The organism is Candidatus Liberimonas magnetica (genome assembly GCA_020523885.1).
GTDB classification, from domain to species: Bacteria; Elusimicrobiota; Endomicrobiia; order Endomicrobiales; family JAFGIL01; genus Liberimonas; species Liberimonas magnetica.
Map to the genome: position 1 here is coordinate 160,517 of JAJAPY010000006.1, position 25,188 is coordinate 185,704.

General features: G+C 39.7%; 26 protein-coding genes and 3 pseudogenes. 7 read left to right on the plus strand and 22 right to left on the minus strand.

Annotated elements, in window-relative coordinates; all coding sequences use genetic code 11:
• Positions 1 to 237 precede the first annotated feature (237 nt).
• The gene (locus LHV68_06735) at positions 238 to 870 is read right to left on the minus strand and encodes a site-2 protease family protein (protein ID MCB4791569.1); all 633 of its coding nucleotides are present in this window, start codon (positions 868 to 870) and stop codon (positions 238 to 240) included.
• Positions 871 to 1,178: 308 nt separating this feature from the next.
• On the opposite strand from LHV68_06735, the gene LHV68_06740 reads away from it, so the two are divergent.
• A complete protein-coding gene (locus LHV68_06740; GenBank protein MCB4791570.1) occupies positions 1,179 to 2,234 on the plus strand; it encodes a YHS domain-containing protein in 1,056 nt (351 codons plus the stop codon).
• Positions 2,235 to 2,286: 52 nt separating this feature from the next.
• The gene (locus LHV68_06745) at positions 2,287 to 2,937 is read left to right on the plus strand and encodes a hemerythrin domain-containing protein (protein ID MCB4791571.1); all 651 of its coding nucleotides are present in this window, start codon (positions 2,287 to 2,289) and stop codon (positions 2,935 to 2,937) included.
• Positions 2,938 to 3,227: 290 nt separating this feature from the next.
• Here the strand turns inward: LHV68_06745 and lon are convergent, their stop codons facing one another.
• The 11 genes and pseudogenes from lon to LHV68_06800 form a co-directional block, all read right to left on the minus strand.
• Positions 3,228 to 5,588, minus strand: coding sequence for an endopeptidase La (gene lon / locus LHV68_06750; GenBank protein ID MCB4791572.1), 2,361 nt, complete (start codon positions 5,586 to 5,588; stop codon positions 3,228 to 3,230).
• 2 nt (positions 5,589 to 5,590) lie between these two features.
• Positions 5,591 to 6,034 (minus strand): Hsp20/alpha crystallin family protein, encoded by a 444-nt coding sequence (locus tag LHV68_06755; protein MCB4791573.1) that lies wholly within the window; start codon positions 6,032 to 6,034, stop codon positions 5,591 to 5,593.
• A 26-nt stretch (positions 6,035 to 6,060) separates the two neighbouring features.
• A complete protein-coding gene (locus tag LHV68_06760; protein MCB4791574.1) occupies positions 6,061 to 6,531 on the minus strand; it encodes a YbhB/YbcL family Raf kinase inhibitor-like protein in 471 nt (156 codons plus the stop codon).
• 559 nt (positions 6,532 to 7,090) lie between these two features.
• Positions 7,091 to 7,393, minus strand: coding sequence for a carboxymuconolactone decarboxylase family protein (locus LHV68_06765; protein ID MCB4791575.1), 303 nt, complete (start codon positions 7,391 to 7,393; stop codon positions 7,091 to 7,093).
• Between the two features lies 1 nt (position 7,394).
• A complete protein-coding gene (gene arsB / locus LHV68_06770; protein MCB4791576.1) occupies positions 7,395 to 8,447 on the minus strand; it encodes an ACR3 family arsenite efflux transporter in 1,053 nt (350 codons plus the stop codon).
• 155 nt (positions 8,448 to 8,602) lie between these two features.
• Positions 8,603 to 8,731: pseudogene (locus LHV68_06775) on the minus strand (arsenate reductase ArsC).
• Between the two features lie 24 nt (positions 8,732 to 8,755).
• Positions 8,756 to 9,454: a cytochrome c biogenesis protein CcdA gene (locus tag LHV68_06780; GenBank protein ID MCB4791577.1), complete on the minus strand. Its 699-nt coding sequence runs from the start codon at positions 9,452 to 9,454 to the stop codon at positions 8,756 to 8,758.
• The gene (locus tag LHV68_06785; GenBank protein MCB4791578.1) at positions 9,451 to 9,918 is read right to left on the minus strand and encodes a thioredoxin family protein; all 468 of its coding nucleotides are present in this window, start codon (positions 9,916 to 9,918) and stop codon (positions 9,451 to 9,453) included. The genes LHV68_06780 and LHV68_06785 overlap by 4 nt, the downstream gene beginning before the upstream one ends.
• Before the next feature lie 11 nt (positions 9,919 to 9,929).
• The gene (locus tag LHV68_06790; GenBank protein MCB4791579.1) at positions 9,930 to 10,211 is read right to left on the minus strand and encodes a thioredoxin family protein; all 282 of its coding nucleotides are present in this window, start codon (positions 10,209 to 10,211) and stop codon (positions 9,930 to 9,932) included.
• A 12-nt stretch (positions 10,212 to 10,223) separates the two neighbouring features.
• A complete protein-coding gene (locus LHV68_06795) occupies positions 10,224 to 11,177 on the minus strand; it encodes a permease (protein ID MCB4791580.1) in 954 nt (317 codons plus the stop codon).
• Positions 11,178 to 11,492, minus strand: coding sequence for a DUF134 domain-containing protein (locus LHV68_06800; protein ID MCB4791581.1), 315 nt, complete (start codon positions 11,490 to 11,492; stop codon positions 11,178 to 11,180).
• A 241-nt stretch (positions 11,493 to 11,733) separates the two neighbouring features.
• On the opposite strand from LHV68_06800, the pseudogene LHV68_06805 reads away from it, so the two are divergent.
• Positions 11,734 to 11,958 (plus strand): annotated as a pseudogene (locus tag LHV68_06805) (IS3 family transposase).
• A gap of 134 nt (positions 11,959 to 12,092) precedes the next feature.
• On the opposite strand, the gene LHV68_06810 reads toward LHV68_06805, so the two are convergent.
• The 3 genes from LHV68_06810 to LHV68_06820 form a co-directional block, all read right to left on the minus strand.
• Positions 12,093 to 12,365 (minus strand): HigA family addiction module antidote protein, encoded by a 273-nt coding sequence (locus LHV68_06810; GenBank protein MCB4791582.1) that lies wholly within the window; start codon positions 12,363 to 12,365, stop codon positions 12,093 to 12,095.
• Between the two features lie 12 nt (positions 12,366 to 12,377).
• Positions 12,378 to 12,668, minus strand: a complete 291-nt coding sequence (locus tag LHV68_06815) for a type II toxin-antitoxin system RelE/ParE family toxin (protein ID MCB4791583.1) — start codon at positions 12,666 to 12,668, stop codon at positions 12,378 to 12,380.
• Positions 12,669 to 13,110: 442 nt separating this feature from the next.
• Positions 13,111 to 13,278 carry a hypothetical protein gene (locus LHV68_06820; GenBank protein ID MCB4791584.1) on the minus strand — a complete coding sequence of 56 codons (168 nt, stop codon included), beginning with the start codon at positions 13,276 to 13,278 and terminating at the stop codon, positions 13,111 to 13,113.
• Positions 13,279 to 13,316: 38 nt separating this feature from the next.
• Between LHV68_06820 and LHV68_06825 the strand changes: the two genes are divergently transcribed.
• The 4 genes and pseudogenes from LHV68_06825 (at position 13,317) to LHV68_06840 (ending at position 15,939) form a co-directional block, all read left to right on the plus strand.
• Positions 13,317 to 14,261, plus strand: a complete 945-nt coding sequence (locus LHV68_06825; protein MCB4791585.1) for a DNA adenine methylase — start codon at positions 13,317 to 13,319, stop codon at positions 14,259 to 14,261.
• An 11-nt stretch (positions 14,262 to 14,272) separates the two neighbouring features.
• Positions 14,273 to 14,677: pseudogene (locus tag LHV68_06830) on the plus strand (hypothetical protein).
• A gap of 15 nt (positions 14,678 to 14,692) precedes the next feature.
• A complete protein-coding gene (locus LHV68_06835) occupies positions 14,693 to 14,890 on the plus strand; it encodes a hypothetical protein (protein ID MCB4791586.1) in 198 nt (65 codons plus the stop codon).
• Between the two features lie 104 nt (positions 14,891 to 14,994).
• Positions 14,995 to 15,939, plus strand: a complete 945-nt coding sequence (locus LHV68_06840; GenBank protein ID MCB4791587.1) for a hypothetical protein — start codon at positions 14,995 to 14,997, stop codon at positions 15,937 to 15,939.
• 36 nt (positions 15,940 to 15,975) lie between these two features.
• Here the strand turns inward: LHV68_06840 and LHV68_06845 are convergent, their stop codons facing one another.
• From LHV68_06845 to LHV68_06875, 7 genes are all read right to left on the minus strand, one after another.
• Positions 15,976 to 16,977 (minus strand): transposase, encoded by a 1,002-nt coding sequence (locus LHV68_06845; protein MCB4791588.1) that lies wholly within the window; start codon positions 16,975 to 16,977, stop codon positions 15,976 to 15,978.
• A 565-nt stretch (positions 16,978 to 17,542) separates the two neighbouring features.
• Entirely contained in the window at positions 17,543 to 18,868 is a 1,326-nt protein-coding gene (locus LHV68_06850) for a hypothetical protein (protein ID MCB4791589.1), read from the minus strand.
• Between the two features lie 9 nt (positions 18,869 to 18,877).
• Complete coding sequence (locus LHV68_06855) at positions 18,878 to 22,684, minus strand: carboxypeptidase regulatory-like domain-containing protein (GenBank protein MCB4791590.1); 3,807 nt, start codon at positions 22,682 to 22,684, stop codon at positions 18,878 to 18,880.
• A 325-nt stretch (positions 22,685 to 23,009) separates the two neighbouring features.
• Positions 23,010 to 23,198 carry a hypothetical protein gene (locus LHV68_06860; protein MCB4791591.1) on the minus strand — a complete coding sequence of 63 codons (189 nt, stop codon included), beginning with the start codon at positions 23,196 to 23,198 and terminating at the stop codon, positions 23,010 to 23,012.
• A 14-nt stretch (positions 23,199 to 23,212) separates the two neighbouring features.
• On the minus strand, positions 23,213 to 24,010 hold the full coding sequence (locus tag LHV68_06865) for a hypothetical protein (protein ID MCB4791592.1): 798 nt from the start codon (positions 24,008 to 24,010) through the stop codon (positions 23,213 to 23,215).
• A complete protein-coding gene (locus LHV68_06870; protein MCB4791593.1) occupies positions 24,003 to 24,683 on the minus strand; it encodes a type IV toxin-antitoxin system AbiEi family antitoxin in 681 nt (226 codons plus the stop codon). Before LHV68_06870 ends, LHV68_06865 begins: the two co-directional genes overlap by 8 nt.
• Before the next feature lie 210 nt (positions 24,684 to 24,893).
• Positions 24,894 to 25,188 (minus strand): group II intron reverse transcriptase/maturase (locus tag LHV68_06875; protein MCB4791594.1); only part of this gene is annotated, 295 nt, incomplete at its 5' end.

Below are 25,188 nucleotides of genomic sequence, written 5' to 3' on the forward strand. Positions count from 1 at the left end.
AAATAAAATACAGATAACTAATAAGTTACCGGTTAGTTTCATATTTCCTTCTTTTTTTGATTTTGTTAATTTAATTTTAGCACTAAAGGCAGGTTTTTATAATAGGGGAGTTTCCTTTTTAGCTGACTTATTTCTACTAAGCAATTTTAAGATGGATTTGATTACTTGCCGGGAGGAAGGTTTACGGTAACCGTAGTGCTTTTCCTTTTCACTTTATATCGCGTACAGACATACATGTCATCTGAACAGGGGCAGCAAAAACCCTATAAGGCTATATATCATATCCTGCATGAAGATAATTACAGGGTTCAGCATACCGGTGAAAAGCAGGAATATAAGGATAAAAAAACCGTAAGGCTCAAGAGCTGAAAGGTTTTCCTGAGCATCTTCCGGCAGGAGGCTCATAACTATTTTTGAACCGTCAAGAGGCGGTATGGGTATGAGATTGAACGCGCCGAGTATGATGTTTATCTTTGAGAGTATGGGAAGCGCCGCAGCAAGCACCGGGTTTGATGCCACGAAATCAAACTGCAAAAGAAATATCGCTATTATAGCCAGCAGGATGTTAGTAGCACAGCCTGCAAGCGCTACTACGAACAAGCCCATTCTTGTATTGCTGAAGCTCTCATAATTTACAGGCACAGGTTTTGCCCAGCCAAAACCTGCCACGAAAAGCATAAGAGTGCCGATGGGGTCTAAGTGCGAGGCCGGGTTTAGAGTAAGCCTGCCGTGGCGGTAGGCCGTATCGTCGCCGAAAAGATACGCCGCCCAGCCATGCGCTATCTCGTGAAAGATGACAGAATATAAAAGCAGGAAGACAAGCAAAAAAAACATTACCGGATTACTGGCTAAGAGCGATGTCAGTTCCATTTTTTCCTCCTTGATTTTTTGAGCGTGCCCTACTTACTATAATTCTAAATTAATAAAAGTTATTTAGAAACTATGTGACTCCACCATAAGCTGGCTAAATTCCCCTTTTATGTAAACCTTCCTAATTAAAAAAGCTATCCATAGCCATGGATAGCTTGAAGGTTACAAGTGCTTTTTAAAAAGAGATAAAAGTCAGTAAAAGTGCGATTTTGGCTATTTACAACAAAATTAATCATATTATATAATTAACAACATGAATATGAATACCCGTGGTTTTAAAACCGCGGGATAATAAAAAAGGAGGAGAAATGAAAAACTTTGTTTTTAGTTTCATGCTGCCTGCAGTTTTTTTGTGCTTGGCTGTTTGCGTTAAATGCGGATATACAGCAGAGGCTGCGAAAGTAGAAAAATGCCCGGTGCTTGGCGTTAAGATAAACGAAGCTACCAAGGTTTCTTACGAGTACGAAGGCAAGAAGTACGATTTCTGCTGCAAAGAATGCGTTGAAGTATTTAAGAAAAACCCGGATAAATTCATTAAGGAAGGCGAAATTGATGCCGGCAAAACCATATGCCCGGTGCTTGGCGTTAAGATAAATGAAGCTACCAAGGTTTCTTACGAGTACAAAGGAAAGATGTACGATTTCTGCTGCAAAGAGTGCATTGATGTTTTTAAAAAAGACCCTGATAAATTCATTAAGGAAGGCGAAGTTGATACCGGTGGCATGAAGTGCCCTGTCCTTGGCGTTAAGATAAATGAAGCTACTAAGGTTTCTTACGAGTACAAAGGCAAGATGTATGATTTCTGCTGTAAAGAGTGCGTTGACGTATTTAAAAAAGACCCGGATAAATTCATCAAAGAAAGCGAAGTTGATGCCGGTGGCATGAAGTGCCCTGTCCTTGGCGTTAAGATAAATGAAGCTACTAAGATTTCTTATGAACATAAAGGCAAGATGTATGATTTCTGCTGTAAAGAGTGCGTTGACGTATTTAAAAAAGACCCGGATAAGTTCATTAAGGAAGGCGAAGTCGATGCAGGAAGCATGAAGTGCCCTGTACTTGGTGTTAAGATAAACGAAGCTACTAAGATTTCTTATGAGCACAAAGGCAAGATGTATGATTTCTGCTGTAAAGAGTGCGTTGATGTATTTAAGAAAGACCCGGATAAATTCATTAAGGAAGGCGAGGTTAGCGCAGGAGGCATGAAGTGCCCGGTGCTTGGCGTTAAGATAAACGAAGCTACTAAGGTTTCTTACGAGTACAAAGGCAAGATGTACGATTTCTGCTGCAAAGAGTGCGTTGACATTTTCAAAAAAAATCCGGATAAATACATCAGGGAAGGGTCAGTCCCTGTGCCAGGCAAATAGAAAGTTAGTTTCTTCTAATCCCTGGTTTCCGAAATTGCAAGGAGCGAGCGCTATGAATAAAATCTTTAGTTTCACAATTATGTTTTTTTCGGCCATTTCTTTCTATAGCATGGCAACAGCATCGGATTCTTCTTTTTCGCAAGCCGGAGGAGCTGACAAAAGCATAGAAGATTTTTTTGCCCAGCAGCATGCTGCAGTAACCAGAGTTGTAGTAATATACAATGATATCTTATCGCGGCTTGAAAACAAGGAAACCCCGCCTTTAGATGCTTATAGAGAAGCTACCCATATAAGCAGGGATTTTATGCAGAATTTTCATGAAAAAATGGAAGAAAAATATATTTTCAGCCGGTTTAGAAAACCGAGCCGTGAATATGACATAGTGCAGGTTTTAATTCGCCAGCACAGGGCAGGCCATAAGATAGTTAATGGAATGCTTGCCCTTTCAAAGCAGCAAAATCCCGACCCTGACAAACTGGCTGATTCCATCAGGTCATTTATCCAGATATACAGCCCGCACAAAGACGCAGAAGACGAGTTTATCCTTCCTGCTTTCCACCTGGCTTTATCAACTGAAAATTATAAAGAAACGTGGGAAGAGCTAAAAAAGGAAAAACTTAAAAAGTTCGATGATAACTTTAAGGAACTTGGCAACAGTGTGGAGAAGATAGAAAAATCCCTTGAAATAAGCACAGCGAAATGAAGCTCCATGGTCTTACGACCATGGTATCTTCATTTTCTTCGGCGAAATCCCCCGAAGCATCCGCCTACGCTAAACATATTGCCGATAGTCACGGCTATTCGCCGTATCGGCAACATAGCTTCGGCGGATCCCTTCTTCGCATTCATCTGCGGACTTACGTCCGCAGTTTTCTGCGAAGGGGGATAATTTGATTTTCAGGAGTTTTAAAATAAGAAAAAGGCAGCGGTAAAAACCAGCTGCCTTTTTTAGTTCATAAATTAGGGCCTGCTTAAAAATCCAGCAGCCCTTGATTAAGGAGCAATTGTCTCCGGCACTAACTGTAATGCTTCTTTTATAGCTTCATTGATGTTTTCAACGAAAATGAACCTTAAGCCTTCTATTATCTTTTCAGGGATCTCGCCGATATCCGTTTTGTTCCATTTGGGCAAAATAATTACCTTTATCCCTGCTCTTTTTGCGGCTAATACTTTTTCCTTTATACCTCCTACAGGAAGGACATTGCCCTTTAAAGTTATCTCGCCGGTCATGGCGAGGTACGGAGCAACTATCCGGTTGGTCAAAAGTGAAACCAGGGCTACTGCCATAGTAACGCCTGCTGAAGGCCCGTCTTTAGGTATGGCGCCGGCCGGCACATGGATATGTATATCGTTGTTTTCAAAAAAGTTATCGGGAATGTAATATTCGCTTGCATGGGAACGGATAAAACTTAGCGCAGCGTTTGCAGATTCCTTCATTACATCGCCGAGCTGGCCTGTCAGGGCAAGCGATTTTTTGCCTGGCATTTTAGAGGCTTCGATAAAAAGAATATCCCCACCTGCCGGTGTCCAGGCAAGGCCTATGGCTACGCCGGGCTGGGTAAGCCTTTCTGCAACTTCCAGCAAGAACCTTTCGGGGCCGAGGTATTTGGCGATGTTATCCTGGTTTATTATTATTTTTTGGCTTGTGCCGTTTACAACCTCAACAGCTACTTTTCTGCAAATAGACGCTAACTCCCTTTCAAAATTACGGAGCCCGGCTTCTCTGGTATATCCATGGATTATCTTAAAAAGGGCTTCATCGGTGAACTCTATTTTATCCTTGCTTATTCCATTTTCCTGCAACTGGCGCAGGATAAGGTATTTCTTTGCTATCATCATTTTCTCTTCATCGGTATACCCAGACAATGTAAGCACTTCCATCCTGTCCCGCAAAGGCGCCGGCACGGTGTCAATTACATTGGCTGTTGCTATGAACATTACATTAGATAGGTCAAAAGGGACATCCAGGTAGTGGTCTGTAAATGAATTATTCTGTTCCGGGTCAAGCACCTCAAGAAGAGCAGAGGCAGGGTCGCCCCTGAAATCCGCTCCTATTTTATCTATTTCATCCATCATAAAAACCGGGTTGTTCGAGCCCGCCCTTTTTATTCCCTGAATGATACGGCCGGGAAGAGCACCTATGTAGGTCCTTCTGTGCCCTCTTATATCCGCTTCATCCCTTATTCCGCCAAGAGAAGCCCTTATAAACTTTCTTCCCATGGCGCGGGCAATGGATTTTCCTAAAGAGGTTTTCCCTACTCCAGGAGGGCCGAGAAAACATAAAATCGGGCCCTTGCTTTCGTTTTTTAGTTTTCTTACTGCCATAAATTCAAGTATCCTTTCTTTTATCTTTTCAAGGTCATAATGGTCTTCATCAAGGACTTCTTTTGCCGCCTTAATGTCAAGGTTATCCGGGGTTTTTATAGCCCAGGGCAGGGAAACAAGCCAGCCCAGATATGTGTGTATAACCGTATACTCAGGCGATACCGGCGATATTTTCGACATCCTGTCCAGTTCATTCAATGCTTCTTTATTTACTTCGCCTGGAAGGTTTGCTTTTTTTATTTTTTTTCTTAACTCTTTTATTTCTTCGCCTGCATCTGACTCCTCGCCTAATTCTTTTTTTATAGCGCTCATCTGTTCCCTTAAGATGTAATCTCTTTGAGTCTTATCCATCTTATTCTGGATATCCGCCTGTATCTTTGAGCTTATTTCTAAAACCTGCAGTTCTTTATTAAGGTAAAGGTTTACTTTTTCAAGCCGTTCCTTTATATCGGCTGTTTCAAGAAACTTTTGCTTTTCTTCAAAAGGAAGGTTTAGCTCAGACACAATAAAATCTGCGATTATCCCTGGATTTTTTATATTTAAAGAAAGAAGGTGCATCTCGCTGCCCAGTTTAGACCCGAATTTAGTGAATCTTTCAAGAATACTAAGTATATTCCTTACTAGCGGCTCAAACTCATCACTTTGTTTTTTTTCAATAACAACAGGAGAGACTATAGCCTTCAAGTAAGGTTCTTTCTGGGTAAATCTTTCAAGTTTTATCCTGGCAAAACCCTGCACCATAATATGCACTGTGCCATCCGTCAACCTTACCATCTTTAATATCCGCACGGCTGTCCCAATTTTATAAAGGTCGTTTTCTGATGGTTCTTCCATGCCTGGGTCGACCTGAGTAGCGACTGCGATCACCTTATCGCCTAATGAAGCGTCATCGACAAGTTTTATGCTGTTTGCTCTTCCAACACTCAAGTTCTCTATACCCGCAGGGAAGACCACAGTGCTTCTTAGAGGAAGCACCGGCAATTCTTCAGGTATCTGTATCTTCCCGGATTTGTCTTCATTTTCAGCCATTTTTATTTCCTTGCCTGCTTAGTTATTTGTTTACTTAACGGGGATAATATAATTTCGAGTATGCCGTCTTCATATTTTGTTTTTACATTTTCAGTTTTGGCCTGGAAAGGCAGCTGTATTACCCTGCGAAAAGAATTATAATTTATTTCCATCTGCTGGTAATAAATAATCTCATTTTTAACCTGTTCCTTCCTTACGCCCTGGATTACCATATCAGTCCCGTCTAATAAAACCTGAACTTCTTTAGGGTCGATTCCGGCTAGCTCGATTTTGACTACCATATATTTCTCGGTTACATAAACATCTGCAAAAGGCCTCCAAACCTCATCAGAAAATGAAACATATGAAAACCCCGGCCCAAAAAGGCCTTTTACTATGATCTGAAGTTCGTTTTCTAAATTTGACATATTTGTCCTTATATCATATTTTAATAATTTTTCTTTCAATCCTGTAACCACCTATGCTTTTTGCTTCACTTGCCGTATCTTGCCATTAAATCCCCTTCTTCCAGGATGTGCCCTTTCATAGCTCTACCTATTTGCTGTTTTGTTATTCCTGGTTTAAGATCAAGCTTCATATCTAAACCATATATTTTAAAAAAATACCTGTGATAAGCTTTAGAGGGGTATGGGCCTGAGTATCCGATGCTGTGAAAATCATTGAATCCCTGTTTACAGCCGTTCTCTAATACATATAAATTAGGGATGCCCTCGTTTAAGCTCATTGTATGTGCGGGTATGTTATACAGCAGCCAATGGACCAATGTGCCGGATGGAGCATCCAGGTCATCCATTATACACACAAAACTTTTTATTCTCTTAGCCCCGCTTTCCCACTCCAATGCAGGGGAAATATCCTCTCCGTCGCAAGTATATTTTATTGGAATTTCACATCCATCTTTAAAAAACGGGCTTGAGACTCTCATCTGCGTTTTAGTTTCCATGCCAGCCTCCTATAATTGTATTTTACAACATAGAACCTTAATTTATAATCGTTTGGTTCTATATTTCACTGATTTTTATCCTCACTTTAAGTGTTACGAAAAATACAAGCTCTTTTCGGTGTCATTTTCGGCATTTTCGGTGATGCTTTTCTGTTTCGGTGTCAGACTTGACTGTCTTGACAATTGCAGCATTTGAGTACAAAGTTGTAACGATATTTTAGCTCTTTTTAATAGTAGACTTGGTAAACAAAAACAGAACCTCAATGAATGAAGTTCTGTCTACAGGTTCGAAAGATTTTAGGGATATTTAGTATTGGATTATCGAGATATTTTTGGCAGGTTTTTATCAAATTTTCAAGTATTTTTGTTGAATTTAAATTACTTGAAATATCAATCAATAATTAATTGGTTACCTGACGTAGCCCATTAGGGTATTTCTTCTTGTTTTCTCATTTATTTTTCAATATAAAATGTTCGAAAAATGAAAGGGCCGGCAAACGCCATTCGAACATGTTTTATTTCAAACAATTGATTGATTTTAAAATGAAATATGCCTTATTTATTTTTCGGACAAATTTTCTTGGAAATACTCCTTATGCCAGTTGAGCTGTGTTCCTGCAGCTTGCAAAGCTGATAAAAGAATAGCCTCCGATACTTCCTGTTTTGTAGCCCCTGCCGCTATAGCATCCTGAATATGATGCTCAGTACAATGCTTACACCTGAATACTGAAGCCACAGCCAACCGAATCAGTTCTTTTGTCTTTGCATCTAAAACAGTTTTTTGTCCGGCTACATTTGAGAAATGGGTGTAGGCCGCCCCGAGCGGAGATTGGCCTAAATACCAGGGTTTGTTTTCTGACATGTTACGCCTCCTGTATAAAATATTTCTTTTTGAACCATAAAGCGACGTTGACCAGCATGACTAAAACAGGGACTTCAACCAAGGGCCCGATGACCGCGGCAAAAGCTGCTCCTGAGTTTATGCCAAATACCGACACAGCCACAGCGATTGCCAGCTCGAAATTATTGCTTGCAGCGGTAAATGACAGGGTGGCTGATTTTTCATAACCAGCATTTGTCTTTTTTCCCATGTAGAAAGATATAAGGAACATAATTACAAAATATATCAGGAGTGGCACAGCTATCCGTACTACATCCAAAGGTATTTTCACAATATATTCACCCTTAAGGGAAAACATGACTACAATTGTAAAGAGAAGCGCAATAAGCGTGATGGGACTAATTCTTGGAATAAATTTAGTATGATACCATTCTTTATCCTTGATCCTGATAAGGGTAAAACGGGTAACAATCCCGGCAATGAATGGTATACCCAGATAGATGAAAACGCTCTTGGCTATTGAAACAATGGTAATATTGACTACCGCTCCTTTAAGCCCGAACCAGCCTGGCAGCACTGTGATAAATACCCAGGCATATACCGAATAAAACAGCACCTGAAATATGGAATTGAATGCCACAAGTCCTGCACAGTATTCCGTACAGCCATAAGCCAGTTCATTCCAGACAATGACCATGGCGATGCAGCGGGCGATGCCTATCATAATTAAGCCAACCATATATTCCGGATAGTTATGCAAGAATATGATTGCGAGCGCGAACATCAAAACCGGCCCTACGATCCAGTTTTGGATCAATGATAAAGCCAGCACTTTTTTATCTCTGAACACATCGCCCAATTCCTCATATTTTACCTTGGCAAGCGGTGGATACATCATAAGTATCAGCCCGATGGCTATTGGAATATTCGTAGTTCCTGACTGAAATTTATTCCAGAAGTTAACGACACCAGGATACAAATATCCCATCGCTACACCAATGCCCATGGCAAGAAATATCCATAGTGTTAAAAAGCGGTCAAGGAATGACAATTTCTTAATTATATTTTCTGGCATTATATTTACCTCATTTAGTTGTTTTTAGTGATGCTCCTCCGGCTGAAACCGGAGGCTCTTTAATAACGCAGCCTAATGTGACTTCATTAATTTGATTTGACGGAATCCCTTTAGGGACGACATCATTTTGCATTCATCCTCCGACAGAAGTCGGAGACGATTGGATTAAGTTTTCCCGGTTCTAATCCTGCGCTCCGTGCTTTAAAACGGTCTCCCCCCAGCTTGTTAAGAAATGCTTCCGCCATCTGGCTCCTTGCGCTATTATGAATATAGACAAACACCACTTTTTTCTTGTCCCTTTTAATCTCCTATTTAACTGCCAGATATACGCCGCCTGCAATGACTAACAGACCACAAACTTTTTTAATTATAAGTCCTGCTTTCGATTTTTCATTCCAATCAAGATAATTCTGTACTGTTTCTGTAAATGTGCCGGCAAATACTATAACAGAGATATGACCTAATGCATACGCCAGAACTAAAGAAACAGAAAAAAGCATATTTGTTTTAGCGACGCTGAAAGCAACCCCCAGTATAGGCATCATGTAAGCAAAGGTGCATGGGCCAAGAGCGAGGCCAAAAAATAGTCCTAACACAAAGGATGCCAGCAATCCCTTTTTGGCAAAAGAAGGCTGGCTGGAGTTATTCAAGAAAGGAAGAGAAACTACGTCAAGTAGGTACAGGCCAACAACAAGGAATATTGCAGCCACCAGGTAATTTCCATAGTTACCTATATCACCCAACATTCTGCCTGACAACCCGGTAATTACCCCAATAGCCCCGATGGTTATAAGTATGCCGCTAGAAAAAAGGAAAGATAAGATGAATGCTCTTTTTGTCGTAACTCTACCCTGGCCGTTTATAAAACCTATTATCAACGGAATGCTGGATAAATGGCATGGGCTTAATAAAATGCTCATAATACCCCAAATAAACGACCCTGTGAGAGCAATTGAAGGCGCGGCGTAAAGCATCCCTGAAAGCCAATTAAACAGTTTCAGTATCATTTACAAACAGCTCCTGTCTTAATTTGTGTACTGCTATTTTTATTCTTTATTGAATTATTATTTTTGGTACTGGCCTTTTTTACTCCCTGTTTTGCCAGCACCTTTTCTATTTCTTCTTTTGGGAAAAACCCTTCGTGCCGGAAAAATTCTTTGCCGTCTTTATCAAGAAAGACCTGGGTAGGGATCGCCCTTATTTTATATTTGTCGGCATATCGGCGGTTTTCTTCTTTCCAGACATCGTAGAATATTATTTTAACCTGATTGGCGTAATCTTTTTCAATTTCAGCCATGACAGGCTGCATTGCTTTACAGGGGACGCAGTTAACGGACCCAAGCTCTACAAAGGTTACTTTAAATTCATTGCTTTCTTGTGTATTAACCTTCCTTTTATTTTCGCCTCCATAAGCGCTTAAACAAAATGATAGAACAAAACCTACTGCCAGCATTTTCTTAATTATATTCATATTCCCTCTCCTTACGAACAGCAGCCGGAACCGCAATTATACCCTCCGGATTTAGGGTTTTCACCGCCAATCCACTTTTTAATCTCATCTTTTGAGGGGATTCTTCCTGCAACAACCACTTTGCCATCAATAGCCAGGGCAGGCGTAGTCATAACACCATAATTTATAATATCATTTATCTTATCTACTTTAACTATCTCAGCCGAAATATTCATTTCTTTAACTACCTCTGATATCAACTCCATAAGCTTCTTGCATTTCTGGCAGCCTGTTCCTAAAACTTCAAATTTCATAAAGCCTCCACTTTATTTAAGAATAAAGTTAAATAAATATCCCGTAAAAACTATACCAATCCCCACTATCCCTGCAAATATAGCTATGAGTTTGGTTTTCATAACAGTTTTCAATATCATAAACTCGGGCAAGGATAGCGCTGTAACAGCCATCATAAAAGCAAGCGTGGTTCCCATAGCAACGCCTTTTTCAGTTAAAGCGCTTACAAGCGGTATTACACCCGCGGCATTTGAATAAAGAGGAATACCAATTAATGTCGCAAAGGGAACCGCATACCATTTATCCGCTCCGGCATATTTAGCAAGAAATCCTACAGGCACATAACCGTGTATCCAGGCTCCTATGCCTACACCTATCAAGATATATGGCCACACTTTATTTAATATGTCCAATGTATAAGACCTCGCATAAGTGATTCTCTCAGGCCAGGACATTGTTGATGAAAACTCTTGTGCGGCAGCTTTACCGGAAAGAGTGATTTCTGTTAACAAATGCTCTACTTTTAGCTTGCCGATTACTATACCGGAAATAATCGCTATAATCAGTCCTGAAATCACATATATAAATGCTATTTTAAAGCCAAATAAACCGAATAGAAGAACTAAAGCCACCTCATTTATCATAGGCGATGACACAAGAAACGAAAAAGTAACACCTAAAGGCACACCCGACCTTATAAAACCTAAAAAAAGAGGTACCGCGCTGCATGAACAGAAAGGGGTTATTATTCCCAGTAATGCCGCAAGGATATTCCCCAGATATTTATTCTTTCTTGAAAGGATAAACCTTATTCTTTCCGGGGGCAGAAAGGATCTTACAACAGCTATGGTAAAGATAATGATTATTAGCAGTAGAAATATCTTTATAGTGTCATAAATAAAGAAATTTACAGCCTTAGCCAGAAGCGTTTCCTGGCTAATATGAAGTATCCTATATGTAACCCAATCTGAAAATGCTTTCAGCATCTATTTCTTACCTCTGTCTGTTGCTTTTACAGTACAGCAGCCGCCCTCTATTTTTATCGCCTTTATGTTTACAAGAGCATCAGCCACCTTTCTTCTTGCAGATTTTACTATACGGGCAAAGGTAGGCCGCGACACCTTCATCTGCCGTGCCGCTTCCTCCTGGTATAATTCTCCAAGATCGGCAAGGCGCAAGGCTTCAAACTCATCGATAGTGACATACACACCCTCGAGTTTGTTTAAAGGTCTGCATTTTGGCCTGAAACAGCGCTCTCCTGGCATGCACTTTATCCATCTTGTTTTTTTAGGGCGCATCATCAACTCCTGTTATGGTCATATGCTCATAACTATTTTACAAATTAGACATAACTTTGTCAAGCAAATAAACAATCGGGTAGGTGGCGGGTGATTAATTCATCCACCGACCTCTCACACCACCGTACGTACCGTTCGGTATACGGCGGTTCATCAAAATTAATATATTAACGAAATGCGTTTCCCGGTAAAGGGCATTTGAAAGCGCAGGACGAAGAGATAAGCAGGTTACGCAAGACGCTGGAACAGAGCTGGCAACTGTTATGACAATGCTTGTGCGGAGTCGTTTTTCCATACGTTAAATACGGAGTTGGTGTATTTTGAGCATTACAGGACAAGAGAGGAGGCAAAGACAAGCTTGTTTGAGTACATTGAAATGTTCTGCAATAGGTTTAGCAGGCATTCTACGCTGGGTTATAAGTCCCCTGCCCTGTTTGAAGAACTGCAGGGCCTAACACAAGCAGCCTAACCATTCCTTGTGTCCACTTTTTCGGGGAAAGATCAACGCCATCCGTACCTGTTTTGAGAATCAATCACAACATACATTTTATTGATATTTCAAAATATTTATCAATATCTTATTGATATTTTGTTGCCTATTTTCTAAGCAGCTTTTCTAATATGTTCTTCCGCTAGATATAGATCCCGAGCAACCTGCAGGTTCATCCAAAATTCTGGAGTTGTTTTTAATACATCACTCAGCAGAATCGCGGTTTCTGCGGTCATATCCCTTTTGCCGTTAATAAGCGTATTAATCCTTTGGATAGAAACTCCCATTTTCTTTGCCAATTCCACCTGGCTTAATTTCATGGGTTCAAGAAATTCCAACAATAGTATTTTGCCCGGATGAACGGGTTTTCTGTTTTTAGGTATCATGTTTTGTACCTCCTAATGGTAGTCTACTATTTGCACTAATTCAACACTACCTTGTGCCCATTTAAATATAATACGATATTGATCATTTATCCTTATGCCATAAAACTCCGATAATTTTCCTTTTAATTTTTCAAATTTGTTTCCCGGAAGCGAAAGAAGGTCTTTTAAGTCATGCGCCGCATTTAACATATCAAGTTTGCGGCAAGCTGTTCCCCAGACAGTGTCCGGGATTCGCCGTGCATCTTTTGTATTATAACCGTTATAGATATCTTCCGTTATTTTATCTTTGAATGATTTAATCATTTTTGTCTTTATTATTATAACACATTAACGCATAATGTGCAAGTATTCATAATAAATTATTTATATTAACACAGTCTATCTTCAAATGAAAAACAGAACCTCAATGAATGAAGTGCTGTCTATGAATAAAATTGGCGGGGCTGACGGGATTTTTTCTCCCCCGTCGCCAGCGCTGCTTCCATTACGAATTCTATCCGTAATGGCCCAACTGCACCTTTGAAACTGGCCGCCTTCGCTTTGTTCCGCCTCTTCAACGGCGCTCACTATTTAGTGGGCACAAATAAAAATCTGCATAACCCCATAATGGGATTCTGCAGATTTTAGTTGGAACGAACCTTGAATCGTTGTAGCTATCCTGCGTTAAAGAAAAACATTACGCTTGATTATACTTTACCTTAAGTGAATCGTTCCGGTGAAAGCCCCAAATTGTCCCCTGCCGGGTCTAAGCCCTAACGTTCTTAAAGACGGGGTCATCCACCGGAACATTAAATTGATTTATATCAAACGGCACATTATTTTTTAGCATAACAAAAGCAGCTCGAAGGAATTTTTCAACGAACTTGATTTTAAGTTTACCCCTTGAAGTTATATCACAGTAATCTTGATTCATCTATTGAAAATATCCGGTCAAAGATGTATAATTCCCGTATGAACAAAGGGGAACAACTCATTAAGAATGTTAACAATTTTGCTAAACCATTTCTAAAATGGGCTGGGGGGAAATCCCAGCTTCTTGATCAGTTTGAATCATTCTTCCCTTCAGAACTGAAAAATACAAAAATATCTTCCTATTATGAACCTTTCTTGGGTGGTGGAGCTGTTTTTCTTTATCTTTCACAAAAATTTTCAATAAAAAATTCATATCTTTTTGATATAAATGAGGAAATCGTTTTGGCTTACAAAGTTATTCAAAAAAATGTTGAAGATCTAATTGAATTTTTGTTCCAATATACAAGAAAATATAAAAAATTATCAGATAGCGCGCAAATGAAATACTTCTATGCAATAAGAGAACACTATAATCAGCAAATGTTTGAAATTAATTTTAAAAAATACTCGGATAAATGGTTTTCTCGCGCTGCGCAGTTAATTTTTATGAATAAAACCTGTTTTAATGGATTATTCCGTGTGAATAGTCAGGGTAAGTTTAATGTGCCATTTGGGCGTTACAAGAATCCGAAAATACTAGATGAAGATAATTTAAGAAAAATATCGAAGTTGCTGCAGTCATCTGAAATTATGGTTTCAGATTTTGAAACAATAAAGTGTAGAAAAGTGGATTCAAATACATTTGTTTATTATGACCCGCCTTATAGGCCGATAAGTAAAACTGCTTCTTTTACGTCATATAGTAAAAATGATTTTAATGAAAAGAGCCAAGAAAGATTAGCTCAAGTATTCAGAGAATTAGATAAAAAAGAAGTTAAACAAATGCTTAGTAATTCAGACCCTAAAAACTTGGATAAGAATGATAACTATTTTGAGCATCTTTACAGTGGTTTTAATATCAATAGAGTAAAAGCCACAAGAATGATTAACTGCAATTCTGAAGCCCGTGGTAAAATAAACGAGCTTATTATCACTAACTATTAATAACTGGACATGTTTTTTATGGGGAGGAACAGGTTGCACGAATTTTTAAGAAACACGGGCTGTATAAATTGTTGGAAGAATATAATATTAATTGGAAAGAAATCATATCAAAAAAGCTTCTGCCTGATGACTCAATCTACGTTATTATAAAAAATACACTATACATCATTGAATGTAAATTTCAAAAGGTTGCTGGTTCAGTTGATGAAAAACTGCAGACATGTGACTTTAAGAAAAAACAATATCAAAAACTATTTTCTCGCGCAAATATTGAAGTTGAGTATGTGTATTTGCTAAGTGATTGGTTTAAAAAGCCAGAATATAAGGATGTTTTGGATTATATAATCAGTGTACGATGCCAGTACTATTTTAGCTACATTCCACTTGACAAACTTGGCTTGCCGGTGCCAAATTAAGTATTTTGAGGTGTCATGCAGAACCTTCCTAAAATGGCCTTCATAAAAGAAGGTGTTTTAAATAAGCCAATAAAGGTATTTCAGGTAAACGACTCCATTATTATTGGCGTTTATAAAGGGGCTTTAAGCAAATATGATATTTTAATAAAATATCGGCAAAAAAGAACTAATGGAAAATGGTCCAATATTAGAACACCTAAACTTGGGATATAAAGAAGAATGAGAAAGAGTACTTCAATAAACAAGCAGTGTAAATTCATTGGACGATACTTATATAAATGATAGCCAAGCATAACACTATTCGATAGGAGTTCATAATGATGATACTGGTCAGAAATCTGGATAAGTTAGTAACACAAGAAAACCTGAAAAAGACTTTTGCCGCATTCGGAGTTGTTCATTTGGTTTCCATTGTAACCGAAGAAGCGTACTCAGGGCCAAGAAGGTTCGGGTTTGTTGAGATGAATGAAGCCGAGGCTCTGGCGGCTATAAAGGCGCTGCATCATATAAAACTTTTTAATGAAATTATCAGGGTAACGAAGGCTAACCCCAAGTTCGGCCCGGATTACTACGCCAAACGTAAAAACCCTCCTGTAATAAAAATAAAGACCGTGATGCCTGCGCCTTTGCCATCCGGCCAAACGGCTCGGCCCGAATTTAAGTTTGGAGCAAGAAGGCGGCCGGCTACGGATAAAAGGGCTTACGCTAACTCTCAGTTCGCTCAAAGAAATACTGTAAGGCCGGAATATAAGCCCGGAGGCGAACGGCCTTATGGCAGGAATACTCAAGCCGCGGGCAGCAGCAGGCCCCACGCACATTTTAAAAAACATGACGGCACAAGGCCCTCTTTTGCTCCCAGGGGCGAGCGCGGTTACGGGTACCGGGGGACAAAGGAAAGTGCGGGATTTCCAAAACGCGACTCTGCAGGATTTGAACATAAACCTCTCGGAGAACGGCCTTACGACAGGAACACCTCGGCAGGGAACAGCAGGACGTACGGGCATTTCCAAAAACGGGACAGCAAGCCGGGTTTTTCGCCCAGTAGAAAACACAGTTACGGTTACCATGGGTCAAATGAAGGAGTCCGGAGCGGAACCGGTTTTCAAAAACACGATTCCGCAAAACCGGAACATAAAACCCGAAGCGAACGTACCTACGGCAGGAACAGCGCCGGAGCCTTAGATAAGATGCCTGGATATTATAAAAGTAAAGCCAGAAAGTTCGGCCCCTCATTGTTTAGCGGAAAAGCCAGACCGAAGTAGATAAGAGTAATGTAAAAGGGGACTTTGGGGACGTAGTTAGGTAATACGGTATTCATTTTCATGAGCGATTTTTCTTCCCCTTACTATCGCCTCGCTTATTGAAGATTTTGTTATCCCAAAATATCCGGCAAGCTCAACTCCTGAAATCCCTAATTCTTTGTTTCCCCAGTATGCTATCAAACTTCTAGCCTGCGACAACTTGCTTCTTCTGCTTTCTCGTTTTATATCCTTTTCATCTATGCCAAGCAACTTACATACAGTTTTTACCAACCGGTTTATTTCCCATCCTTCTTTTTTCAGCCTTTCTTTTCGTTCCATCTCCTCATCTGCTTGTTTTAAAGTTGTACTAACAAATTCCCCATCACCTAATATCCGCTCATCGGCTATCCATTTCTCTTTTGATCGTCTTAAATTTAACACCTCTTTCCATCCGCCTGCACTCCTTATCAATCCACCTCCAGTTAAATCTTCACGCTTTGAATTGCCTTTTGCTTCTGCCACAAACTCCTCATATCTTCTCATAGCATCCAATTTATTTTTACCAAAATATTCAAGTATCTCATCTCTACTCTGCCATTCTGCTTTATTCTTATTCATCAATACCGAATGCCCGCTCCATTTGTAATCCCCTAACCCAGACATATCCCTAACTAGCCTTGCTCTTAATGCATTTAAATGTACATACCTTACCAATTCTAATAAGTAACTATCCTCCTGGCATAATATTGACTTATACCTTCCCTGATATAAATAGCCGCTCCGTTTATATTTCTTATTAAAATACAGCGCATATCCCGTGAGTATTTTTCTCATTAAGTCACTTAACGGCCTTTTGCCAGTTCTTATTATTAAATGAAAATGGTTGGGCATTAAGGCCCAACCATAGCACTTGTGTCCGGTTTCTTTTAGTCCTCCGGATACCCTGTTTAGAAACTCTTTTCTATCTAAATCATCTTTAAATATTTCTTTGCGTTCTATCCCTCTCTGTATAACGTGATATATGCCGCCTTCTACGTTTATCCTTCCTTGTCTAGGCATAGCTTTATATTATCATTTGCTGCCACCCTTGTCAATACCTTATTACCTAACTACGTCCCATAAGTTCTTATTTTCTAACTACGTCCCATAAGTTCTTATTTTTTGTTAAATATGCAAATAAAAAAACAACAGATTCCCGCCACACTACCGGCGGACAGGCTACTCTGTTGCTTTCGTCCACTTAGGGGTCGATTTCATGATTTACTATTATTTATTGATAATTCAATGTGTTTTTAAAATAAATGGTGGCTGACGGGATTTTTTCTTCCCCCGTCGCTTCGCGACTCCTCCGAAACCGGCCGGTCTCGCTGACGCCCCGCTAAAGCGGGGCTTTTCTGCCTTTGGGCAGCGCTTCGACTCGGCTTCAAATCCCTTTGTAAGCATACCTCTCCAATTAAAAAAGCACTCACAGGGAGTGCTTTTTTAATTGGGGTCCCCGAGTAAACGCCATCCGTACCTGTTTCGAGAACCAATTACAGCGAGATTATTGTTGATATTTCAACAATATTATCATAAAGATATCATTGTCATTTTACTGTTAAAATATAAGCTGGATTTGTATTCTTTATTTTATTTTCTCAACGATCTGATGGCAGGCCTGTTTTAACTCATCTGCTGTCATTGCTTTCTCGTCTATGGATTGTAATATCTCTCCAGTTTCAACGTTTACTAATGAAACAATAATATAATAAGTATCCATAAGTTTTGATAAAGAACCTATTAGAACAACTTTCACGTTAAGTATTTTTCCCATTTTAACCGCGCATTCTTGACTAGTGCATCCTGAAGTCTGAAATTTTTGCTCTGCCAGGATCATTTCCATATTTGCCCTTTCAAGTATATTGAATCTCCTGCTTGAAACGAGTTCTCCCCTAATAAAATCCGTTACAATAGAAGCATCGGCTGCTGAAGTGTTTTTAGCTGTAAATTCAGAAACAGCTATATTAATGCCTCTAGCCAGTTTTTTGACAGGCTGAAGAGGTTCTTCCTTCTTTGGTACAACTTCTTTTACTTTTTCTCTACCAAAACAATAGTTTAAGCTAGCCCTCTGTGTTAGTCCAAGGTCAGCGTAGTTTGAAGCAGCATAATCAATATCAAAATCTCCCATTCTTACCCCTAAACCATAGGTCAGCCCGCCAAATTCGTCATTTAATGCATACCCGAGCCTTAAAAAAAGGAAATTGGATACCGGTATTTCACCGCCTACTGCACAATTATCTTTTTGCATATTTGTCTGCGAAACATAATCAAATAAAAGGCTTAAGTTTTTATAAGAGCATGCCATACCATACCTTAAAGTCTGGGGCAGGTCGTAACTTCCAAGCTTACCCGCAAGGTTAAGCTCTGATACACCAAAGCTTAAACTGCGAAACTTATAGATCAGACCCGCATCATAAGTTGTAACGGCATTTGAATAACTGCCTATCTCTTCTTTATAATATTTTGCCGTACCACCAAATGAAAAGTTATCGATCTTATATGCTACTGAAAAAGGAATTACAGTGCCGTCATATTTGAATTTCCTTCCTGTATCATTGCCAAAGGAATCAAAGATAGGCTCATCTTTCGCTCCTATCATGGCAGGAGCTATATTAAAAGAAAAATGCTTTCCCGGGATAGTTACTGCGGCTTGATTCCCTGAGATATCCAGAATATAGTTCTGGTACAAAAAAGAAGTTATTGGATATTCAATAAAAGATATACCTGCAGGGTTATAATATACACCGAATGGATCATCGGCAAGTGCGGTAAAGCAATCAGCCATACCTCCAGCCCTGGCAGATGTTGGTAATTCAATAAATATCCCCGCAGTCTGGTCTGAGGAATATACATATTTAACAAACAACGTCATAAACAACAAAATAATGGCTGATATTCTTAATAGTCTCATTGTTCTAAATTATTGAACTCCTATTTTCCTTGTTTCGGAGCCGCCGGGATACTTGAAATAGAGCATATACATTCCTGGAGGGACAACTTTCCCGCTTTCATTCTTACCATCCCAGTTCCACTGGTAACTACCTGCCGTATAGCTTGTATTATCAATCGCACTTCTTACCAACCTGCGTTTAAGGTCGTATATTTTAATAGTTACCCCGCCTGATTGTGGCACATTAAATCCTACTTTACACACACCTCCACTTGAAGGGCTGAACAAGTTATCTCCAAGCGTTGTTTGCTTGTCTGGCTGAGGTTTAGCCTGAATTGTCGCAAGAAGCGATAAATAAACATTTGTTGTCTGATTGTTGCTCACCACAACCCCTGTTTGGGTTGTGGTCTGATAATCGGTTTTAGAAACATTTATATCATACGCACCTACTGATAGAGAAAAACTATAAGTCCCAAGAGAATCACTCTGTTCCATATCTATTAAATTGTTGTTTTGAGTTATTCTTATTACTGCATTTACTACAGGTGTTCCGTTACATTGAACATTACATGTAAGAGTTCCTATCTTAGCTACAACAGATTGAGCAAGCGAAAAACTGGCGCTTGCGGTCTGGCTTGCAGTAACAGAAATCCCTTTCTGCGTTGCTGTTTGGTATCCTGCCTTTGTAACAGTTATATCGTAATTTCCAGCTCCGAGAGAAAAATTGTATTTACCCAGAGAGTCAGAATACTGTTCGTCAACCAGGGTGCTTCCCAGGTAAACTTTTATCAATGCATTTGTGAGAGCTGAACCGTCAGAAGAAGTTATAGTACAGGAGAGGGTTCCTGTCTGGGCTGAAGAAACAGCGGTTAAATAAAAATTGACCGTAGCAGTTGAACCATTTGTCACACTGTATCCATTTTTTATAAGTGCTTGATATCCTGACATAGAAGCCTTTACATCATAAGTACCTGTTCCTATAGTTATTGAATAATTACCGTTTGTGTCTGTAAGTATACTTGATTTTGTTACTCCTGATTGTGAAACTTCTATAAGTGCCCCGGAAATAATTGTTGTACCATCCGCTTTGGTTGTGTTACCTGCGATGATCCCCTTTTGCCCTTGAGATATCTGAACAAGGGAGATATTGACCGCAACAGTTGACCCATTCGTAACATAATAACCAGTTTTAGTCTGTGATTGATAACCTGTCAAAGTAGCTCTTACATCATAAGTACCTGATGCGACCGGAATTGAATAATTCCCGGTTGCGTTAGTTGTTGCGTTTGATTTAACCACATTGGATTGAAGTATTTCTATAAGCACCGACGAAATTGCTGTTGTACCGTCAGACTTTGTGACCTTACCGGCAAGGGTGCCTGTTCCTGGGATATTGTTGCTCATAACAAGAACTTGAACCGGCGTTGTCCTGTTTGTTGTATCACCAAGCCCTAATTCGCCGAAGCTGCTTGCACCCCAGGCCCAGAGTGTTCCATCTGTCTTTATAGCTAAGGTATGTCTATAACCGCCAGATACAGATGACCAATTAGTGACAGTTCCAACTTGTGTAGGTGTAGCTCTTAGTGTTGTATCTCCTAACCCTAACTCGCCAGAATTGTTATTTCCGGTTGCCCAGAGCGTGCCGTCGGCCTTTATTGCCATACTATAATTCCCGCCGAGTCCGTTACCATCGCTTGAAACATTTGCCCAATTAGCGGCAGTTCCTACCTGAGCAGGAATAGCTCTTTGTATTTTATCTCCAAGCCCTAATCCGCCATAAAGGTTATATCCCCAGGCCCAGAGGGTCCCATCAGTCAAAATACCTAATGCGTGATTCCACCCACAGGAGATTGATGCCCAGTTATTGGCAAGCCCCAATTGAGTCGGTATATACCTCGCGCCTGTATCTCCAAGACCTAACTCATTCTCGTTATTAAATCCCCATACCCAGAGAGTATTGTCTGTTCTTGTTGCCATGCTGAACGCATTACCACCTGAAACAGATGACCAATTCGCCGCCGTGCCGACCTTTGTTAATACATATCTAGCAACGATATCATTTAGCCCCAACTGCCCCCAATTATTAAGCCCACAGGACCAAAGAGTGCCGTCATTCTTTATCGCCAGTGTCCTTGCATAACCGGCATAAACTGTGGCCCAGTCGGCAGTCGTGCCGACCTGTGTGGGGACGTATCTGTCGTTTGTATCACTCAACCCTAATTGACCATAATAGTTGCTGCCCCAAGCCCAGAGAGAACCGTCACTCTTTATTGCAACGGTAAAGTCTTCGTTTCCGTTTGTATCGCCGCGGCCATTACAGGAAACTATAAACCAGTTTGTATCTGTACCAACCCGTGTAGGAGTGCGTCTGTCATTTTTGTCGCCCAACCCTAACTGGCCGTTGGAATTATTACCCCAGGCCCAAAGTGAACCGTCTGTCATTATGCCCAACGTGTATGAAGAACCACATGAAATGTTTGCCCATGTTTGAGCGCCAGATGCATACAGAGCTAAATTAACTGTAGTAGTCAGTCCTTCATTTATCTTCTGGTTTGGTATTGTCTGGGGAATATACCCGCTTAACGATATACGCACATTGTATATGCCCGTGGAAAGAGTTAGAGAATAATGTCCCGAGGAATCGGTAGTAGAAGAGGATTTCATCACGTTTGTCTGTAGAGCCGTAACAAGCGCACCTGAAACCGCTGTTATACCGTCTGAATTGGTTACATTTCCTGAAATAATTCCGGTTGGCTGGTAATAAACTTTTCTTATACGATTATTAGCAGAGTCACCTATATACACATTTCCCGCCACATCAACCGCTATTTCTTGAGGGAAATTAATATGAGCTGAAGTGGCATTGCCTCCGTCTCCTGAAAAACCTGCTGTTCCGTCTCCGGCAATAGTTGATATTAGGCCTGAAGAGACTTTTCTTATTCTTTGATTATAATAGTCCGCTATGTACACATTACCTGAAACATCAACCGCTACCCCCCAGGGAACATTCAACTCAGCTGAAGTGGCGCTATCTCCGTCTCCTAAATATGCGGCTGTTCCATTCCCTGCAATAGTTGTAATTATCCCTGATGTGACTTTTCTAATTCTTCTATTCCCCATATCAGCGATATAAACATTACCTGATGCGTCAACCGCTACATGAGTAGGATTCCAAAGTTTAGCTGAAGTGGCATTGCCACCGTCTCCTGAATAACCGAATACACCGGTTCCGGCAAAAGTTGATATTATACCTGAAGTGACTTTCCTAATTTTTTGATTATTGTACTCTGCTATATAGACATTCCCTGAAGCATCAACAGCTACACCCCAAGGCTGATTAAGTGCAGATGAAGCGGCACTGCCTCCGTCTCCTGAAAAATCGGCTGTTCCAGTTCCTGCTATAGTTGATATGTTGCCTGAAGCATCTACTTTCCTTATAACATTATTACCAAAATCAGCGATATAAACATTCCCTGAAGCATCAACCGCTATTCCTTGAGGATTCTTAAGTTTAGCTGAAGTGGCACTGCTGCCGTCTCCCGAATAACCCGCGACTCCGGTTCCATCACCGGCAATAGTAGATATTATGCCTGATGGAGATATTTTCCTTACTACACTATTAGCATTGTCAGAGAAATAAATATTCCCAGCTGCATCAACCGCCACCCCCCTAGGATCATACAGCTTAGCCGCTGTGGCGCTGCCTCCATCTCCCGAATATCCCGGATCTCCGTTTCCAGCTACAGTTGTAATGGCATAGTAGCCTCCATAAACAGAACTAATGGATGTTGCAAATAAAATGATAATTGTAAATAATAATTTCTTAATTATGGCCATATATTCTTAAAAATAAAATCCACATCGAACTTAATCAATGTGGATATATTATGTAATGCACAAGTAACGGATTTAACCCATATATACATATTTAAATTTTAACTCTTTGAACAGAATAAGTCAATTCACGTTCACTAGATGCTTAACAAATAAATTAAACGATCAAATCTTTACGATATGCAGTTGTCAAGTTGTACTTTATAATTGCATAATTAAGTTCGCCGATATATCTCTCACACACAATCTCCATACAAATAAAAAACAGAACTTCAATGAATGAAGTTCTGTCTATGGGTAAAATTGGGGTGGCTGACGGGATTTCTCCTCACCCAGCCGCTTCGCGGCTTCCTTCTTCGCCGGGCACCCTCGCTTCATCCCGCCTAGGCGGGTGCTTCGGGTTGCCTTCAAATCCCGTTATCAAACAATAAAGAAACCTGCGCAATGCCGCAAGGGCACTTCGCAGGTTTTTTAAGGGTCCCCAACTGGACGCCATCCGTACCTGTTTTTTAGACATATAAATCATTAATATTACTGATTATTCAATAACTTTATCAGTTCTGTAAAACGATCATAAATATCTTGCCTCACATCTTCAACAAACATATCAGCACCATTTTCATTTTCTACCAACAGGCAGCCTTTGCTTGTTTTACTTCCAAAATACTTTCCTATATTTTCAACTAATTTAGGCAAATCCGCATCCTTTTTAGAATAGTTTAATATATCCTTTATAACTGCATCGATATCAGGTGAGTATCTTAAGACAAAATAGGCGTAATATAAATCCTTTGCTATTTTCTGTTCGCTATCTCTTTGGATAAAAGTCTTGCATTTATGATATAAGAAAGCTGATGGTTTTGCGCAATTTAATTTATACAAAGCGCCTCTTTTATCCTTAACATCGACTACTATCTTGTTATTGAGCAAAAAAGCAAAATTATCAAGTTTGTTAAGATATATTTCTCTGCCTAAATACTTCTCTACGGATTTTATATTAATATCTTGGGCAGCAATAAAATCAATAGGGATTATTTTATCCTTGTATAATACAATCGGATATAATTTTCCTATTTTCAAGTGCCTTTCTGAATATCCCATGGCAGACAATTTCTTAAATATTGTATCTCTATGTGAATGTTCGACATCACTACTGACACCAAAATCTATGTCAATTGTTGTCACTATCTTAGCATTGATGTTCTTCCATAGATACTTAGTGTAGACATACGGTAGCCAACCACCGACAAGTGTTAGCCCGCCAAGGTAGCTTTCTAAATCACCAAGAACTTCATAAAACATATTTTCCGCTTTTTCAAAATTAAGCAAGTTGCTTTCCTTTTTCTTCAACAGTTTTTTTAAGATATTCGGCATGTTCTCGCCCGCGCGGTTGGTAGTGATATAAATCAAGATACAGCTGAAGGTTAGAAACTACTGGGCAACCATTTATCATTTGGTTATTAAAATATGCACTGCTTTTATAAAATGGCCGTATTATGTGAACATTGCCACCCTTGACCAATTCTTTCAAATCAAGTTTTTGCCTTATATCAAGAATATCTTTTTCCCATTTGTCAGTTCTTAAATATAAATACACATCATCAGATTTAACATAAGATGTTATAAGATTTGCTCCGGCATGAAGAGTTATCGCATAGCTATTTTTATCTAAATATTTTTTTATCTTAGAAAGTACGTTTCTATCGCTTGAATAATAGGTATGTATTTCATTCATCCCAAAATCATACTCTTTGACCCAATCCTCAAGCAGCTTTTTTTTATTAGTCAAAATAGTATAGCTATCAGGCCCCTTTTTCTCCCTTTCAACATATCCAAGCTTATCCATTGCGGCAAAAACACCTTGAGCCAACCCTATGCTTATTAATTTCTTCTTAACAAAATCTCTTACAACCCATTCCTTTTTGGGTTCAAGAAGCATGCATCTTGCTATTACGCTTGCCTTATCCGAAAACACATTCCTGTATCTTATATGAATCGTCACAATGTTCACCTCATGCCTTATGTTCACTCTATTGTGAACATTATATATGTTTATTTTTTGTTTGTCCAGTATTTAATATATTTACACCCTTATTTTCTCCAATATTAATAATATTTCGATTTAGTATCGAGTAGGAGGTAAGGGATTAACTCCCTTACCGACCTCTCACACCACCGTACGTACCGTTCGGTATACGGCGGTTCATCAAAATTAATATATTGACGAAAGTTGTTTCGTTAAGCTCTTAAACCCAAATCCTTCAAGTACCTCATTGCTTAAAGATGATGATAAAACAACGCTACCGGCTAAATGCCAGTAGCTTTTCCTTGTGTTAGCGAATTCCCATGCTTTGAAGTTATTAATACCCAGCCTGACAAGATTGTCATGCTTTGTTTTAATCTTCTTCCACTGTTTCCAGTAGCACATTCTTATTCGCCTCCTTATCCAAGAATCAAGGTCACGAACTTTCATATTCATGTCAGCTATATGAAAATAATTAACCCAG